This is a genomic window from Halorubrum sp. AD140 (assembly GCF_034497445.1).
In the GTDB taxonomy this organism is placed as follows: Archaea; Halobacteriota; Halobacteria; order Halobacteriales; family Haloferacaceae; genus Halorubrum.
The window spans coordinates 13,105-30,071 of the sequence record NZ_JAXRUU010000040.1 but is presented as its reverse complement, the minus strand read 5'-3'; the positions used below and the strand labels follow the sequence as shown (position 1 = coordinate 30,071).

At 70.9% G+C, this 16,967-nt stretch carries 18 protein-coding genes; 15 read left to right on the top strand and 3 right to left on the bottom strand.

Going from position 1 to position 16,967, the window contains the following annotated elements; translation table 11 throughout:
- On the top strand, positions 1 to 495 hold a 495-nt coding region (locus U4E84_RS10970; RefSeq protein ID WP_322532133.1), incomplete at its 5' end, for an MBL fold metallo-hydrolase.
- Between the two features lie 10 nt (positions 496 to 505).
- Here U4E84_RS10970 and U4E84_RS10965 read toward each other — a convergent pair.
- The gene (locus U4E84_RS10965; RefSeq protein WP_322532132.1) at positions 506 to 1,678 is read right to left on the bottom strand and encodes a PGF-CTERM-anchored ABC transporter substrate-binding protein; all 1,173 of its coding nucleotides are present in this window, start codon (positions 1,676 to 1,678) and stop codon (positions 506 to 508) included.
- A 62-nt stretch (positions 1,679 to 1,740) separates the two neighbouring features.
- Here U4E84_RS10965 and btuC point away from each other — a divergent pair, with 62 nt between their 5' ends.
- The 11 genes from btuC (at position 1,741) to U4E84_RS10910 (ending at position 13,938) form a co-directional block, all read left to right on the top strand.
- On the top strand, positions 1,741 to 2,907 hold the full coding sequence (gene btuC, locus U4E84_RS10960; protein WP_322532131.1) for a vitamin B12 ABC transporter permease BtuC: 1,167 nt from the start codon (positions 1,741 to 1,743) through the stop codon (positions 2,905 to 2,907).
- On the top strand, positions 2,904 to 4,223 hold the full coding sequence (locus tag U4E84_RS10955; RefSeq protein ID WP_345785508.1) for an ATP-binding cassette domain-containing protein: 1,320 nt from the start codon (positions 2,904 to 2,906) through the stop codon (positions 4,221 to 4,223). The genes btuC and U4E84_RS10955 overlap by 4 nt, the downstream gene beginning before the upstream one ends.
- 302 nt (positions 4,224 to 4,525) lie before the next feature.
- The gene (locus tag U4E84_RS10950; protein ID WP_322532134.1) at positions 4,526 to 5,689 is read left to right on the top strand and encodes a 2-isopropylmalate synthase; all 1,164 of its coding nucleotides are present in this window, start codon (positions 4,526 to 4,528) and stop codon (positions 5,687 to 5,689) included.
- Positions 5,690 to 6,065: 376 nt separating this feature from the next.
- Complete coding sequence (ilvB, locus tag U4E84_RS10945; RefSeq protein ID WP_322532130.1) at positions 6,066 to 7,895, top strand: biosynthetic-type acetolactate synthase large subunit; 1,830 nt, start codon at positions 6,066 to 6,068, stop codon at positions 7,893 to 7,895.
- A complete protein-coding gene (ilvN, locus tag U4E84_RS10940) occupies positions 7,892 to 8,611 on the top strand; it encodes an acetolactate synthase small subunit (RefSeq protein WP_322532129.1) in 720 nt (239 codons plus the stop codon). Before ilvB ends, ilvN begins: the two co-directional genes overlap by 4 nt.
- 27 nt (positions 8,612 to 8,638) lie before the next feature.
- On the top strand, positions 8,639 to 9,697 hold the full coding sequence (gene ilvC / locus U4E84_RS10935) for a ketol-acid reductoisomerase (protein WP_322532128.1): 1,059 nt from the start codon (positions 8,639 to 8,641) through the stop codon (positions 9,695 to 9,697).
- Between the two features lie 61 nt (positions 9,698 to 9,758).
- Positions 9,759 to 11,180, top strand: coding sequence for a 3-isopropylmalate dehydratase large subunit (gene leuC, locus U4E84_RS10930; protein WP_322532127.1), 1,422 nt, complete (start codon positions 9,759 to 9,761; stop codon positions 11,178 to 11,180).
- Complete coding sequence (leuD, locus tag U4E84_RS10925) at positions 11,177 to 11,833, top strand: 3-isopropylmalate dehydratase small subunit (protein WP_322532126.1); 657 nt, start codon at positions 11,177 to 11,179, stop codon at positions 11,831 to 11,833. The genes leuC and leuD overlap by 4 nt, the downstream gene beginning before the upstream one ends.
- On the top strand, positions 11,830 to 12,828 hold the full coding sequence (locus U4E84_RS10920) for an isocitrate/isopropylmalate family dehydrogenase (protein ID WP_322532125.1): 999 nt from the start codon (positions 11,830 to 11,832) through the stop codon (positions 12,826 to 12,828). The genes leuD and U4E84_RS10920 overlap by 4 nt, the downstream gene beginning before the upstream one ends.
- 111 nt (positions 12,829 to 12,939) lie before the next feature.
- Positions 12,940 to 13,305: a DUF555 domain-containing protein gene (locus U4E84_RS10915; RefSeq protein WP_322532124.1), complete on the top strand. Its 366-nt coding sequence runs from the start codon at positions 12,940 to 12,942 to the stop codon at positions 13,303 to 13,305.
- A gap of 93 nt (positions 13,306 to 13,398) precedes the next feature.
- On the top strand, positions 13,399 to 13,938 hold the full coding sequence (locus U4E84_RS10910) for a CBS domain-containing protein (RefSeq protein WP_322532123.1): 540 nt from the start codon (positions 13,399 to 13,401) through the stop codon (positions 13,936 to 13,938).
- 10 nt (positions 13,939 to 13,948) lie between these two features.
- On the opposite strand, the gene U4E84_RS10905 is transcribed toward U4E84_RS10910, so the two are convergent.
- Both U4E84_RS10905 and U4E84_RS10900 read right to left on the bottom strand, forming a co-directional pair.
- Positions 13,949 to 14,125, bottom strand: coding sequence for a hypothetical protein (locus U4E84_RS10905; protein ID WP_322532122.1), 177 nt, complete (start codon positions 14,123 to 14,125; stop codon positions 13,949 to 13,951).
- A complete protein-coding gene (locus U4E84_RS10900; RefSeq protein WP_322532121.1) occupies positions 14,122 to 14,244 on the bottom strand; it encodes a hypothetical protein in 123 nt (40 codons plus the stop codon). Before U4E84_RS10900 ends, U4E84_RS10905 begins: the two co-directional genes overlap by 4 nt.
- Positions 14,245 to 14,459: 215 nt before the next feature.
- On the opposite strand from U4E84_RS10900, the gene U4E84_RS10895 reads away from it, so the two are divergent.
- From U4E84_RS10895 to U4E84_RS10885, 3 genes are all read left to right on the top strand, one after another.
- Positions 14,460 to 14,765 carry a hypothetical protein gene (locus U4E84_RS10895; protein WP_322532120.1) on the top strand — a complete coding sequence of 102 codons (306 nt, stop codon included), beginning with the start codon at positions 14,460 to 14,462 and terminating at the stop codon, positions 14,763 to 14,765.
- Positions 14,766 to 14,857: 92 nt separating this feature from the next.
- On the top strand, positions 14,858 to 16,618 hold the full coding sequence (locus tag U4E84_RS10890; protein ID WP_322532119.1) for a ferredoxin--nitrite reductase: 1,761 nt from the start codon (positions 14,858 to 14,860) through the stop codon (positions 16,616 to 16,618).
- 2 nt (positions 16,619 to 16,620) lie between these two features.
- Positions 16,621 to 16,920 (top strand): DUF6360 family protein, encoded by a 300-nt coding sequence (locus U4E84_RS10885; RefSeq protein ID WP_322532118.1) that lies wholly within the window; start codon positions 16,621 to 16,623, stop codon positions 16,918 to 16,920.
- Positions 16,921 to 16,967 lie beyond the last annotated feature (47 nt).

Below are 16,967 nucleotides of genomic sequence, written 5' to 3'. Positions count from 1 at the left end.
GCCGGCATCGACCGCGACGTGGAGTCGGTCGACTCCCTCGCCGACGACTACGACGTGGTCCGCGTCGACGACGAGTCGCGCGTCGACGTCGACACGCCCGCCGGGGAGGCGACCGTGTGGTCCGTCGCCGCCCACAACGACCCGGACGGGCCGAACGCCGGCCCCGACGGATCGGTGACGCACCCGCCCGGGTTCGGCTGCGGGTTCCTCCTCGGGCTCGGCGACCGCACCGTCTTCTGGCCCGGCGACTCGGACGCGCTCGACGCGTTCGCGGAGCTCGACGTCTCGATATTCCTCGCGAACATCGGCGGCGGCGGCATCGTCTCGGACCGACACGAGAGCGCGGAGCTGGCCGGCCGCATGAATCCGGACCTGGTGATTCCGATCCACTACGACACCTTCGAGAAGCTGGAAGCGGACGGCGAGGCGTTCGCCGGCGACGTCGCCGCCCGGTCGATCCCCGTCGCCCTCGACGCCCGGTCGGCGAATCAGTAGGGCCGCAACCCTACGGTCGACGCGCGTACAGCGCCGCCGCGAGCGCGGCGGTCAGCGCGGCGACGACGCCGAACCCGGGCGCCGATCCCCCGGTGCCGCCGTCGTCCTCACTCGACTCTCCGTCGCTCTCGTCCGTCTCCCCGTCGCTCTCGTCCGCCTCTCCGTCGCTCTCGTCCGCCTCTCCGTCGCTCTCGTTCGCCTCGCCGTCGCTCTCTGTCTGGAGCTCCTCGACGGCGCTCGCCAGGGTGTCGGTCGACTCGATCACGCTGCGCGGCGCCGGCTGGTTGAGGTAGTTCACGTTCATCACGACGTAGTTCCCCTCGACGCCGGCGGTCGTGCTGGCGTACGGCTCCTCCTCGAGGATCGCGGCGTCGGGGTCGTTGACGAGGATCAGCTCGGGGTCGGTCTCGAGGATCACCTCGTTCGAGAGCTGCGGGTAGCCGTCGCCCTCCGCGGCCGCAACGTTGTCGACCCCGCCGACGTCCATGATCGAATCGATGAACGTGTTGTTCGCGGCGACGAAGCCGTCGCCGAGCGGGTACAGCGCGGCCGGACGGTCGAGGTCCGCCGTCCGCTCCTCGGCGTCGTCGACCGCGTCGTTCATCTCCTCGTTGGTCTCGGCGGCGCCGTCACAGCTGCCGACGAGCCGGCCGGTCGTCTCCGTGTCCTCCGCGATGTCCTCGATCGAGGTCGCCTCGGGGAAGTGATAGACGGTGAGCCCCTGGTCGCGGAGGTCCTCGACCTGATCGGCCGACGCGTTCGGCGCCAGCACGAGGTCGGGCTCGGTGTCCACCACGCGCTCGACGCTGACGCCCAGCCCCTCGGCGGAGACGTTCTCTCGCTCGTCGGCGCCGTCGAGGTACGCCGCGTACTGGGTGACGCCGACGACGCGGTCGCGCGCGCCGATCTCCCAGAGCGTCTGTGCGGCCGACGGATTGGTCGTCGTTATCCGCTCCGGCCGCTCGTCGAGCGTTATCGTCGTCCCCGTCGCGTCGGTCATCTCGACCGGGAACTCGCAGGCGTCGTCCGCCTGGTTGACCCCCGGACCGTCGGTCGAGGGAGCGATCGACGGCTCGGTCGGCGACGCCGCGTTCGGCTGTGCGCCCGCGGCCGGGCCCGCGACGCCGCCGACGAGGGCGGTCGTCACGAGCAGGGCCACCGCGATGACGTATCTGGTTCGCATCGGATCGACCTCGCGGCGCGTTCAATAAGTATTTACCTACTACAAGTCCTGTTGGAGAACGAATGCGTACCTGGACGCGAACGGCGGTCTGGTCGGCGGCGCTGACGGCCACACTGGGGGCCGTCGTCGTGGTGAGCGCCGCGATCGGCCCGGTCCGAATCCCGCCCGCGGCGGTGGTGAAGGCGGTGTTGAACGCGGTGGTCGTGCCGGCGGGGATCGAGACGACCTGGGCCGGCTTCGAGACGCTGACGCTGCCGGGGGTGGGACTGCTGACGCTGCCGGACGTCGACCTCGCGTACGCCTCGCCGTTCGCGTTCCCGGTCGACGACGTGCACGCCCAGATCGTCGTCGGGGTCCGGCTCCCGCGGATCTTCATGGCCGCGCTGGTCGGCTTCGCGCTCGCCGCCGCCGGCACCGTCATGCAGGGGTTCTTCCGGAACCCGATGGCGGACCCGTCGATCATCGGGGTCTCCTCCGGCGCGGCGGTCGGCGCCGTCGCGTTCATCGTCTTCCCCGTCGCGCTGTCGACCAGCGTGACGCTCCCCCTCCTCGGCGCGGTCGACGTGGGGCTCTCGTACGGCGCGGGCGTCAGCCTCTTCGCGTTCGTCGGCGCGCTCCTGGCCGCCTTCGGCGTGTACGCGATCGCGACCCGGCACGGACGGACCCCGGTGGCGACCCTGCTGCTCGCGGGCGTCGCGGTCCAGACGTTCCTCGGCGCCGTCATCTCGTACCTCCAGCTGCAGGCCGGCGAGTCGCTTCGGCGGATCGTCGCGTGGCTGATGGGCCACCTCTCGGGCGCGGCCTGGAGCGACGTCGCCGTCACCGGCCTCGTCGTCCCGCCGCTCTTCCTCGTCCTCCTCGTGTACGCGCGCGACCTCAACGTCCTCCTGCTGGGCGAAGAGGAGGCGCAGGGGCTCGGGATCGCGGTCGAGCGGACGAAGCGGATCCTGCTCGGCGCCTCCGCGCTGATCACGGCCGCGGGCGTCGCCTTCGCCGGGATCATTGGGTTCGTGGGGCTGATCGTCCCGCACATGCTCCGGCTCGTCGTCGGCCCCGACCACCGGGTGCTGCTGCCGACCGCGGCGCTCGCCGGGGGGTCGTTCCTCGTCGCCGCCGACACGGTCGCCCGGGCCGGGAGCACGGAGCTGCCGGTCGGGGTCGTCACCGCGGCGGTCGGCGCGCCGTTCTTCGTCTACCTGCTGATGCGCCGGGAGGTGCACGAGCTGTGAGCGCGGAGCCGTCCGCGGAGGGAGAGGAGGGCGACGTCGCCGGCGACGCACCGGGCACCGACGCCGACGTCCCGGGCACCGACGCCGGCGACCCGGACGGCGATCCCCTGATCGCGATCAGCGGCCTGACGGTGTCGTTCGGCGACGTGCCCGTCGTCTCTGGCGTCGACCTCCGGGTGAATCGCGGCGAGCTCGTCGGGCTCGTCGGCCCGAACGGCGCGGGGAAGACGACGGTGCTCCGGGCGATCAAGGGGACGCTCGCGCCCGACGCCGGAACGGTCCGGCTCGACGGCGACTCCGGGGCCGACCTCTCCGCGCGCGAGGCCGGCCGCCGCGTCGCCAGCGTGCCCCAGGAGACGAGCCTCGCGTTCGACTTCCGGGTGCGCCACGTGGTGGAGATGGGACGGACCCCGCACCTCGGTCGGTTCGACGGCCACGGCGCCGACGACGAGCGGGCGGTCCGCGAGGCGATGGACGCGGCGGGCGTCGCGCGCTTCGCCGACCGGTCGATCACGGAGGTCTCCGGCGGCGAGCGACAGCGCGTCCTGCTCGCGCGGGCGCTGGCGCAGGGGACGCCGGCGCTCCTGCTCGACGAGCCGACCGCGAGCCTCGACGCGAACCACGCCGTGCGCACCCTCGAGCTCGTCCGCGACCTCGTCGACGACGGGCGCGGCGCGCTCGCGGCGATCCACGACCTCGACGCCGCGGCCCGGTACTGCGACCGGCTCGTCGTCCTCGCGAACGGCGGCGTTCAGGCGGCCGGCCCGCCCGCGGAGGTGCTGACCGCGGACGCGCTGCGGGCCGCGTTCGACGCCGAAGCGTTCGTCGGGCGGAACCCCGCGACCGGGACCCCGGCGGTGACCGCCTTCGACGCGGCCGGTGCGGCCGACGGGGCCGGCGCGCGGCGCCTCCACGTCGTCGGGACGGGGCGAGACGCCTCTCGGATCGTCGCCCGACTCGCGACCGCGGGCCACGAGCTCTCGGTCGGCGTGGTCCCCGAGAGCGACGCCGTCGCGGAGACTGCGCGCGACGCGGACGCCGCGCTCGTCGACGCCCCCCCGTTCGAGCCGGTCGACGCGGACACGCGGGAGACCGCGAGGGCGCTCGCCCGGGACGCCGACGCGACGGTCGCCGTCGGCGGCGTCCCGCGCGATAGCGGCGACGCGTCGGTCGAAGGCGACCGAGCCGACCCGAACGCGGAGGTACTCGCGGCCGCCGACCGGCTCGTCGAGGTCCCTCCGGACGTCGACGACGAGACGCTGCTCGACGCGGTCCGCGACCTCGACGGCGACGCGGGCGATCCGCCGGACGCGTGAGGCCACTCGCGTCCGGAATCGGACGCGGCCGAAACGAAACGAACGTCGAACGAGGGTATAAACGCGGTTCCGAAACCACACGCCCGGCTTCCCCCGGCGAGAATATAATGGATTTAAATAATCCATACAGCTCTCGGGTCCGGCGGTTTTCTGGGAAGCGCCGATCTCGGTCCCCGTCAGCGACGAGTCGTTTTTGCGAACGGCACAAGCGTTAAGTTCTCGACCGTATTGTCAACAGTCGATGACAGACATCACGGAGGCTTCGTCGGACACCCCGGCGGATCGAGTTCTTCCAGGGCACGATAGCTTCTAACATCGAAATCGGTCCTGTACGGATCTTCGACACGACGTTACGAGACGGAGAACAGTCACCACGGACGTCGTTCAGCTACGACGAGAAACGCCGCATAGCGGCGACGCTGGACGACATGAACACCCACGTCATCGAGGCGGGGTTCCCGGTGAACTCGGACGCGGAGTTCGAGGCCGTGAGCGACATCGCCGCTGCGACGGACACCACCGTCTGCGGGCTGGCCCGCGTCGTCGAGGGCGACATCGACGCCGCGCTCGACGCCGGCGTCGAGATGGTCCACGTGTTCGTCTCCACCAGCGACGTGCAGCTGGAGGACTCGATGCACGCGACCAGACAGGAGGCGAAGGAACGCGCCGTCGCCGCCGTCGATCAGGTGAAAGACGCCGGCGTCGAGTGCATGTTCTCGCCGATGGACGCGACCCGAACCGACCCGGACTACCTGATCGACATCGTCGAGGCCGTCTCGGACGCCGGCACCGACTGGATCAACATCCCCGACACCTGCGGCGTCGGGATGCCGAGCAGCTTCGGGAAGACGGTGAAGGCCGTCGTCGAGGCGACGGACGCCCGCGTCGACGTGCACACGCACGACGACTTCGGGATGGCCGCGGCCAACGCGATCATGGGCTTCGAGAACGGCGCGGAGCAGGCGCAGGTGTCGGTCAACGGGATCGGCGAGCGCGCCGGCAACGCCGCCTACGAGGAGGTCGTGATGGCCGTCGAGTCTGTGTACGGCGTCGACACCGGCATCGACACGACCCAGATCACCAAGCTGGCCCGCATCGTCGAGGAGGCCTCGGACATCCCCGTCCCGGCGAACAAGCCCATCACCGGGCGGAACGCGTTCGCCCACGAGTCGGGCATCCACGCGGCCGGCGTCATCGAGAACGCCGACACGTTCGAGACCGGCGTGATGACCCCCGAGATGGTCGGGGCCGAACGCGAGTTCGTGCTCGGGAAACACACCGGCACCCACAGCGTGCGCAAGCACCTGGTGGAGGCCGGCTTCGACCCGACCGACAGCGAGGTCCGGCGGATCACCAAACGCGTCAAGGAGTACGGCGCCGGCAAGCGACAGGTGACCGCCGGGGACGTCGAGCGATTCGCCGACGAGGCAGGCATCGACCGCGAGGAGGAGGAGGTCCGGATCTGATGGTCCGCTCCCTGTCGAGGGGGACCGCCGAGCGGCCGCCGTCGTGGTCGCCGACGAGCGCCGTCGCCGGCTCGGAACGGGCCCACCGCGGCCCGCGACGTCCGGCCGACGGCCGCACCTCCCGACAGGAATTTATACCCCGACGTCGTCTGTCGGGGCGAGATGCGACGGCACGCCGCGACCCCGACGACCGCCGACGTCGCCGGAGCCGTCGCGCCGATCATCGTAGGGGTCTGACCCCCTACACACTCCCTTCCTCACCGACGCGACGCACCGACGAACGCCAGCGGACGGGCCGACGCCCGTTCGCGACGACGGCGTTCGGACCGATCGAACCGCACACGCGCGAGATGCCACACCGAACACACCCACGACAATGAGCGACACAGCAGCACAGCCACGAGACGACGACCCGGAGGGGTCAGAGAACCGGACGGAACCCGGGCCCGACGAGGCGCCCGGCGGCGAGGAGACGGGGGACGACGAGGAGGCGACCGGCGCGAGGTCGGTGTCGACCGGCGCGGAGTCGGTCGTCGCCGCCCTCGAGGCGGCCGGCGCGGAGACCGCCTTCGGCGTCCAGGGCGGCGCGATCATGCCCGTCTACGACGCGCTGTACGGCTCGTCGATAACCCACGTCACCATGGCCCACGAGCAGGGCGCCGCCCACGCCGCCGACGCGTACGGCGTCGTCGCCGGCGAGCCCGGCCTCTGCCTCGCGACGTCCGGACCGGGCGCGACGAACCTCGTCACGGGGATCGCCGACGCCGACATGGACTCGGACGCGGTGCTCGCGCTGACCGGGCAGGTCCCGACGGAGTTCGTCGGCAACGACGCGTTCCAGGAGACCGACACGATCGGCGTCACCCGCCCGATCACGAAACACAACTACTTCGCCGACGGCGCCGACACCGTCGGTGACGTCGTCGGCGAGGCGTTCGAGCTGTCGCGCGCGGGGCGACCCGGGCCGACGCTCGTCGACCTCCCGAAGGACGTCACGCAGGACGAGACCGAGGAGACGCCGGGGCCGGCGGCGCCGCCGGCCGGGACCGACCCCGACCCGAACGCCGACCCCGACGCGGTCGAGGCGGCCGCTCGCGCCGTCGAGGAGGCGGAGCGTCCCCTGTGTCTGTTCGGCGGCGGCGTGATCAAGGCCGAGGCGAGCGACGCAGCGCGCACGTTCGCCCGCACGTTCGGCATCCCGGTGACGACGACGATGCCGGGGATCGGCTCGTTCCCCGAGGACGAGGACCTCTGTCTCTCGTGGGCCGGAATGCACGGCACCGGCTACGCGAACATGGCGATCACGCACACCGACTGCCTGATCGCGGTCGGCACCCGGTTCGACGACCGGCTCACCGGCGGGATCGACACGTTCGCGCCCGAGGCCGAGGTCGTCCACGTCGACATCGACCCGGCCGAGATATCGAAGAACGTGTACGCGGACTACCCGCTCGTCGGCGACGCGGGGCGCGTCCTCGACCAGCTGACCGCGGCGGTCCGCGAGGCGCCCGACGCCGAGGCGTGGCGCGAGCGGTGCGCCGAGTGGAAGGAGACGTACCCGCTCACGTACGCGACGCCCGAGGACGAGCCGCTGAAGCCGCAGTTCGTCGTCGAGGCGTTCGACGAGGCGACCGACGACGACACGATCGTGACGACGGGCGTCGGCCAACACCAGATGTGGGCCTCCCAGTTCTGGACGTACACGGAGCCCCGAACGTGGGTCTCCTCGCACGGCCTGGGGACGATGGGGTACGGCGTGCCCGCCGCGGTCGGCGCGCGCGTCGCCGCCGACACCATGGGCGAGTCCGACCGCGACGTCGTCTGTTTCGACGGCGACGGCTCCTTCCTGATGACGATGCAGGAGCTCTCGGTGGCCGTCCGCGAGGACCTCGACATCACGATCGCCGTGCTCAACAACGAGTACATCGGAATGGTCCGCCAGTGGCAGGACGCGTTCTACGAGGGCCGACACATGGCGTCCGACTACACGTGGATGCCCGAGTTCGACAAGCTCGCCGAGGCGTTCGGCGCGCTCGGGCTCCGCGTCGACGACTACGACGAGGTCGCGCCCGCGATCGAGGAGGCCCTCGACTACGACGGCCCCGCGGTGATCGACTTCCACGTCGACCCCGAGGAGAACGTCCTGCCGATGGTGCCGAGCGGCGGTGCGAACGGCAAGTTCGCGGCCGCGGAGGACCAGCTATGAGCGGGGAGTCGCCCGACTCCCGACCCGCGACCGACGGCGGCTCCGCCTCGGACGCCGGCGTCCCCGACCCGGACTCGCGGCCCGCGCCGAGCGAGCAGCCGGCCCCCGAGGAGCGGGACCACCCCGCGGGGCGCCGGAACCTCGAAGGGATCCGCATCGACCCGGTCGTGGAGGCGGAACACGCGTCCCGGCGCGCCGTCATCTCGGCGCTCGTGGAGGACGAGCCGGGCGTGCTCGCGCGCGTCTCCGGGCTCGTCTCCCGCCGCCAGTTCAACATCGAGAGCCTCACCGTCGGGCCGACCACCGTCGACGGCCACTCGCGGATCACGATGGTCGTCGAGGAGACGGACCCCGGCATCGACCAGATCGAAAAGCAGATGGCGAAGCTGAAGCCGGTGATCTCCGTCGGAGAGGTGTCCGGCGACGCCGTCACGTCCGAGCTCGTCCTGCTGAAGGTCGAGGCCGACGACCCCGCGGCGGTCCACGCGGTCACCGAGATGTACGACGGCCGGACCATGGACGCCGGCCCGCGGACGATCACCGTCCAGCTCACCGGCGACGAGTCGCGGATCGACGACGCGCTCGACGCCTTCCGGCAGTTCGGTATCATCGAGATCGCCCGGACGGGTCAGACCGCGCTCGCGCGCGGCGACACCCCGACGGCGCCAGGAGAGAAACCCGGAACGGCCGGCGAACCGACCACCCACGGCGACTGACGCAGTTACACACCCACACCACACACAATGAGCGACAACGACATGCAGACGGTCGAATCCAACGTATACTACGACGAAGACGCGGACGAGGAGGCGATCGCCCACAAGACCGTGGCCGTGCTCGGCTACGGCTCGCAGGGGCACGCGCACGCGCAGAACCTCTCCGACAGCGGGATCGACGTGATCGTCGGGCTCCGCGAGGACAGCTCCTCGCGCGACGTCGCCGAGAGCGACGGGCTCGCCGTGGCGACGCCCGCCGAGGCGGCCGCGGAGGCCGACATCGTGAGCGTCCTCCTCCCCGACACGGTCCAGGCGAGCGTGTACGAGGACTCGATCGAGCCGAACCTGGAGGCCGGCGACACGCTCCAGTTCGCACACGGGTTCAACATCCACTACAACCAGATCCAGCCGCCCGAGGACGTCGACGTGACGATGATCGCGCCGAAGTCGCCGGGACACATCGTCCGCCGGAACTACGAGGACGACCAGGGGACGCCGGGGCTCTTGGCGGTGTATCAGGACGCCACCGGCGAGGCCCACGACGAGGCGCTCGCGTACGCGGCCGCGATCGGCTGTACCCGCGCCGGCGTCGTGGAGACGACGTTCCAGGAGGAGACCGAGACCGACCTGTTCGGCGAGCAGGCCGTCCTCTGCGGCGGCATCGCCTCGCTGATCAAGCAGGGGTACGAGACGCTCGTCGAGGCGGGCTACTCCCCCGAGATGGCGTACTTCGAGTGCATGAACGAGATGAAGCTCATCGTCGACCTGATGTACGAGGGCGGGCTCGGCGCGATGTGGGACTCCGTCTCCCACACGGCGGAGTACGGCGGCCTCACGCGGGGCGACGAGATCATCGACGACCAGGTGCGCGCGAACATGGAGGAGGTCCTCGAAGGCGTCCAGAACGGCACGTTCGCCCGCGAGTGGATCTCGGAGAACCAGGCGGGACGGCCCGCGTACACGCAGCTCCGCAACGCGGAGAAGAACCACGAGATCGAGGCCGTCGGCGAGGAGCTGCGCGGCCTGTTCGCGTGGCAGGAGGAGGGCGAAGAGAGCGAAGAGGAGACGTCAGAGGTGACAGCGTGATGGGCGTAGGCGGCGACGCGAACCGGTCGACCGCGACCGCGCGCCCCGCGGGTGATCCCCGATGAGCGAGGGGACCCTGTACGACAAGGTGTGGGACCGCCACACCGTGACGCGGCTGCCGACCGGACAGGATCAGCTGTTCGTCGGCCTCCACCTCGTTCACGAGGTCACGAGCCCGCAGGCGTTCGGAATGTTAAACGAGCGCGACCAGGAGGTCGCGTTCCCGGAGCGCACGCACGCGACGGTCGACCACATCGTGCCGACCGGCAACCGCGACCGCCCCTACCGCGACGACGCCGCGGAGAGCATGATGGCGGAGCTCGAAGCGAACGTCCGCGGGTCGGGCATCGACTTCTCCGACCCCGACTCCGGCGACCAGGGCATCGTCCACGTCATCGGGCCGGAGCAGGGGCTCACCCAGCCGGGCATGACGATCGTCTGTGGCGACTCGCACACGTCGACGCACGGCGCGTTCGGCGCGCTGGCGTTCGGCATCGGCACCTCGCAGATCCGCGACGTGCTGGCGACGGGCTGTGTCGCCATGGAAAAACAGAAGGTCCGCAAGGTCGAGGTCACCGGCGAGCTCGGCGAGGGCGTCACGGCCAAGGACGTCATCCTGACGATCATCGGGGAGCTCGGGACCGACGGCGGCGTCGGCTACGTGTACGAGTACGCCGGCGAGGCGATCGAGAACCTGGGCATGGAGGGGCGGATGTCCATCTGTAACATGTCGATCGAGGGCGGCGCCCGCGCGGGGTACGTCAACCCCGACGAGACCACCTACGAGTGGCTCCGCCAGACCGACGCCTTCGCCGACGACCCCGAGGCGTTCGAGCGGCTGAAGCCGTACTGGGAGTCGATCCGGACCGACGACGACGCGGAGTACGACGACGTCGTCACCATCGACGGTTCGGCCATCGAGCCGACCGTCACGTGGGGGACCACGCCCGGGCAGACCGCCGGCATCACGGAGCCGATCCCGGACCCGGACGACCTCCCCGAGGAGGACCGCGACACCGCCCGGCGCGCGCAGAAACACATGCGCGTCGAGCCGGGCGACACGATGGAGGGGTACGAGATCGACGTGGCGTTCCTCGGCTCGTGTACCAACGCGCGGCTGAAGGACCTCCGCGAGGCCGCGGCGTTCGTCGAGGGCCGCGAGGTCGACGAGGACGTCCGCGCGATGGTCGTTCCCGGCAGCCAGCGCGTCCGCGACGCCGCGGAGGCCGAGGGGCTCGACGAGGTGTTCACGGCGGCCGGCTTCGACTGGCGCGAGCCCGGCTGTTCGATGTGTCTCGGGATGAACGACGACCAGCTGGAGGGCGACGAGGCGAGCGCGTCCTCCTCGAACCGGAACTTCGTCGGCCGACAGGGCTCGAAGGACGGCCGCACCGTGCTGATGAGTCCGATCATGGTCGCGGCCGCGGCGGTGACCGGCGCGGTCACCGACGTCCGCGAGATGGAGGAGGTGGCGACCGTATGAGCTCTCCCGAGTTCAGCGACGGCGAGGCGCCGGCCGAGAAGGTCACCGAGGTCTCCGGCACGGGCGTTCCCGTGCGCGGGAACGACATCGACACCGACCAGGTCATCCCCGCCCGCTTCATGAAGGTCGTCACCTTCGACGGGCTGGGGCAGTTCGCCTTCTTCGACCAGCGGTTCGACGACGAGGACAACGAGAAGGACCACCCGTTCAACGAGGAGCGGTACCAAGGGGCGAACGTCCTCGTGGTGAACGCCAACTTCGGCTGCGGCTCCTCGCGCGAGCACGCGCCGCAGGCGCTGATGCGTTGGGGGATCGACGCCGTCGTCGGGGAGTCGTTCGCGGAGATCTTCGCGGGCAACTGCCTCGCGCTCGGGATCCCGACGGTCACGGCCGACCAGGAGGACATCGAGGCGCTCCAGGACTACGTCGAGGCGAACCCCGACGCCGAGATCGACATCGACGTGGCCGCGGAGACGGTCACCTACGGCGACACCGTCGTCGACGCGACCGTCCACGACGCACAGCGGAAGGCGCTCGTCGAGGGCGTCTGGGACACCACGGCGCTGATGGGCGCGAACGCGGGCGCGGTCCGCGACACCGCCCGGTCGCTGCCGTACGTCCCCGAGGCGCACGTCCCGGAGGACGAGGCGTGAGCTACGAGGTCGCCGTCATCGAGGGCGACGGGATCGGTCGGGAGGTCGTCCCGGCCGCCCTCAAGGTGCTGGGGGCGCTCGACGTCGGCTTCGAGTTCGTCCGGGGCGACGCCGGCGACGCGGTGAAGGACGCGACCGGCGAGGCGCTCCCGGCGGAGACGTACGAGATCGCGGCCGGCGCGGACGCGACGCTGTTCGGCGCGGCCGGGGAGACGGCCGCCGACGTGATCTTGCCGCTGCGCGAGGCCGTCGGCTCGTTCGTCAACGTCCGGCCCGCCAAGGCGTATCCCGGCGCCGACGCGCTCCGTCCCGAGACGGACGTGATCTTCCTCCGGGAGAACACGGAGGGCGTCTACGCGGGCCACGAGGACCGGCTCAGCGACGACCTCTCGACGCTGACGCGCGTGATCACCTCCTCGGCGTCCAGGGAGCTCGCCGAGTTCGCCTGCGAGTTCGTCGCGGACGGCCGGGGGCCCGCCGGCGACCCCGACGAGGGGTTCACCGTCGCGCACAAGGCGAACGTGATGCGCGAGACCGACGGGCGGTTCCGCGAAGAGGTGTTCGCGGTCGCCGAGGAGCGCGGCGTCGACGTCGACGAGGAGCTGATGGACGCGTTCGCGACGAAGCTCCCGCTGGACCCGACCCAGTACGGCGTGATCGTCTGCCCGAACCTCGCGGGCGACGTGCTCTCCGACCTGGCCGCCGGGCTCGTCGGCGGGCTCGGCCTGCTCCCGTCGGCGAACGTCGGCCACGACAACGCGCTGTTCGAGCCGGTCCACGGCACCGCGCCGGACATCGCCGGCCAGGGGGTCGCGAACCCGACCGCGGCGATCCTGTCGGCCGCCATGCTAGTGGAGTACCTCGGACACGTCGAGGAGGGCCGGCGCGTGCGCGAGGCCGTGGAGGGCGTGCTCTCCGACGGCCCGCACACCGGCGACCTCGGCGGCGACGCGACGACCGCCGAGGTCACCGCGGCCGTCGTCGACCGGTTGTAGGCGAGCGCCGGCCGCGACGCCGTCGCGGTCGACCGCGCCGTCCGCGACCGCGCCGTCCGCGACCGCGGGGAAACCACAAGAAACGAAACCCTGCGGCCCGTCGGCTCGGCTATGAGCAACTACGAAGTCGCGATGGAAGCCGCCTGGTTGGTCCGAGACGTCGAGGAGACCGACGACGCCATCGGCGTCGCGGTCAGCGAGGCCGGGAAGCGACTCAACGAGACGGACAAGCAGTACGTCGAGGTCGAGCCCGGCGTCACCGGCTGTCCCGCCTGCGGCGAGCCGTTCGACGCCGCGTTCCTCGCGGCGAACACGGCCCTGGTCGGGCTCCTCTTAGAGATCGACATCTTCAACGCCGACAGCGAGGAGCACGCCGAGCGGATCGCGAAGAGCGAGGTCGGCGGCGCGCTGCGGGACGTCCCCCTCGAGGTCATCGAGATCGTCGAGACGGAGAGCGACGAGGACGACGACGAGTAGACGCGGAGCGCCCCGCCGCGTCTGCGGTGACGGCACGGCCGCGATATCGGTCGCCGCCGAAACCTTTTCTAATAACCCGGAGTTATCCGAGGTATGGAACTCCCGACCCCACAGGACCTCCGCGAGCGGCGGACGACGCTGGAGCTGACGCAGAGCGAGCTGGCCGACGCGGCGGACGTCTCTCAGCCGCTGATCGCGCGGATCGAGGGGGGCGACGTCGACCCCCGGCTCTCGACGCTGCGGCGGATCGTGAACGCGCTCCACGAGGCGGAGGGTGAGGTCGTCCGCGCGAGCGACCTGATGAACGAGACGGTGATCAGCGTCGCGCCCGACGACGCGGTGCGCGAGGCGGTCGACCTGATGGAAGAGGAGGCGTACTCGCAGCTGCCGGTGCTCCAGAACGGCGTGCCCGTCGGCTCGATCAGCCAAGGCGACGTGGTCCACGCGGGCGAGAACGTCGGGGAGCATCCGGTGAGCGAGGTGATGAGCGAGTCGTTCCCCACGGTCGCGCCGAGCGCGACCGTCGACGAGGTCCGGAACCTGCTGGACCACTACAAGGCCGTGATGGTCACCGACGGCGGGGAGACGGTCGGGATCATCACCGAGGCGGACATCGCCGCGCACCTCTCCTGACGGACGGGCCTCAGGCGTCGCGCTCGGCCTCGCGGCGCTCCGAGAGGTGCTCCCAGATCTCCGTACAGCCCGCGCCGTCCTCGACGTCGTCGAGGTGCGTCGACTCGTCCTCCGGGGCCGGATCCGGCTGCTCGTCGGTCGCGGACTCCGGTCGGTCGTCCGCGCGGGGCTCCCGCTGGCCGGTCATCGCTCTTCGAGGCGTTCCGCGAAGAGTTCGGGCGCGACGTCCGCGGACGCGTGCTGTCTGTCGGCGGCGGCCTGGCCGACGGGTCGATCGGCGAGCGGGTCGGTGGTGGGATCGGTCATCGCCCGGAGGTAGCGTCGCGTCGGACATAAGTGTCGACACACGAGTAAATCACACCACTACTCCCCGGTACCGGAAGGGGCGTCCGGTACCCCGGACGTGCGATTCCGGCCGAGCCGCTCGCGGTCTGGCGATTCGACCCGGATTCGGCGTTGTCGACGGCGTCGCCGTTTGCACGCACCGGCACCGTTTGGGTCGTCCCGGTCCAATTGCGCGTGTGACCACCCGCCTGCGCGTCCTCGACGATGGGGCCTGGATCTCGATCGACGACAGCCGAGAGGCGCGCGTGAGCGAGCTGTGGCGCCTCGACGCTCCGGAGTTCTGTGGCTGCGACCTCGTCGACCTGGTCGTCGAGAACTTCCAGACCGTCGGCGTCGACGGCGCGACGGTCGAGGCGCGGGTGTACGGCCAGTGCATCGCGTGCGGCGCCGCGGGGACGACGGGATGGCTGCCGATCGGCCGGGTTCGGGACGGCGAGTTCGTCGATATCGACCGATCGGCGGTCCGCAGCTGCCGGGGCTGAGTCTACCGGCAACACGTGCCGGCAGAGTGAACCACCGGGGAAGGTTGACACCACGCTGTCAGCTATGTGCCCGTCGGGTGTAGGGACGCCCGATGCCAACGGACGTCGAAAACTGGAAATCGGAGGTCTACGGGAACGAGATCCGTGACCACCTGTTCGAGTTCGCCGAACGGGGGTTCGACTCGATCCCGGACGACGAGCGGGACGCCTGGTTCGAGCGGTTCAAGTGGTGGGGGCTGTACCACCAGCGGAACGGCCAGGAGGGCTACTTCATGATGCGGATCGGGACGCCGAACGGCGTGCTCGAACCGGGCCAGCTCCGGGTCGTCGGAGAGATCGCCGACGAGTACGCCCGGGGGCCCGGGAGGAACCCGATCTTCGGCGACGCGTACGCCGACTTCACCACCCGCCAGTCGATCCAGCTGCACTGGATCGAGCTGTCGGACGTGCCCGCGATCTTCGAGAAGCTGGAGGCGAACGGGCTCTCGACCCAGCAGGCCTGCGGCGACTCGTGGCGGAACATCGTCGGGAACCCGGTCGCCGGCAAGGACGGACAGGAGGTGATCGACGCGTGGCCGGTGATCCGCGAACTCAACGAGACGTTCAAGGGCAACGACGACCACTCGAACCTCCCGCGCAAGTGGAAGGTGTCCGTGACCGGCTCCGCCGACGGCTCCGGGCAGGGCGACATCAACGACCTCGCGTTCGAGCCCGCGTACAAGGCGGTCGGTGGCGACGACGGGACGGAGGACGCCGTCGGCTTCAACGTTCGCGTCGGCGGTGGGCTCGCCCGCAACGAGCCGCGGTTCGCCCGCGACATCGACGTCTGGGTCCCGCCCGAGAAGGTGCCCGACGTCGCCGGCGGACTCTCCGCGCTCTTCCGCGACCACGGCGACCGCGAGGACCGCTACAACGCCCGGATCAAGTTCCTCGTCGACGAGTGGGGTCCCGAGGAGGTGCGCGAGACGCTCCAGGAGGAGTACGTCGACTTCGAGCTCGAGACCGCCGGCCGCGACGTGCGCGAGGAGTACACGTACAACGCGGGCGCCGGCGAGCGAAACGACCTGATCGGCGTCCACGACCAGAAGGACGGACGGAACTTCGTCGGGCTGAACGTGCTCGTCGGGCGGATGGGGGCCGACGACGTGCTCGAACTCGCCGACCTCGCCGAGGCGTACGGCTCCGGCGAGGTGCGGCTCTCGCAGCGACAGAACGTCATCGTCACCGACGTCCCGGACGACGTCCTCGACGACTTCCTCGACGAGCCCCTGTTGGAGCACTACTCGCCTTCCCCCTCGCCGTTCATGCGCGGGTCGGTGGCGTGTACCGGCACCGAGTTCTGCTCGCTGTCGATCGTCGAGACGAAGAACCGGCAGGTCCGCTTCGCTCGCTGGCTGAAGGAGAACGTCGACCTCCCCGACGACATCGAGCAGTTCCACGTCCACCTCTCCGGCTGCACGGCGTCGTGCGCGCAGCCGCAGATCGCCGACGTGAGCCTGCGCGGGATGAAGACGCGAAAGGACGGCGAGCCGGTGGAGGCGCTCGACGTCGGCCTCGGCGGCGGCCTGGGCGAGGAGCCCCAGTTCGCCCGGTGGGTGACCCAGCGCGTGCCCGCCGACGAGGTGCCGGGCGCGATCGCGAACCTGGTCGAGCGCTTCGCGGCCGAGCGCGAGGACGGCGAGTCGTTCCGGGCGTTCGTCGCCCGCCACGACGACGACGAACTCGACGCGTTCGTCGAGCCCGAGGAGACCGACTACGAGGACCCGATGCTGCACAACACGAAGCGCACGTGGTACCCGTACGCCGAGAACGACGGGCTCGACGAGGCGCCGCCGACGCCGGCGGACGACTGACGATGCCCGACCGCCTGCTCCGCGTGAACGCGTACACGACGCTGGATTACGTGGACGCTCGCGCCCGAAGCCACGACGTCGAGACGGAGGCGCCGGGCGTCGTGAACGCCACGGCGCCCCGTGAGAATCCCGACCACGTGGACCTCCAGATCGAGCTCGACGACACGGCGGTCGACTGGCTCCCGGCGCACGCCGACGAGATCGAGCTGACGCCGGCCCAGGCGCGAACCCTCGCCGCGGCGCTGGAGTCGGCCGCGGACCGCGTCGAAGCCGCACGGGCCGGCGACGACGACGCCGAATAGACGATCCACCGGCGAACCGGTGGATCGGACCTCCGTTGCCGACGGCG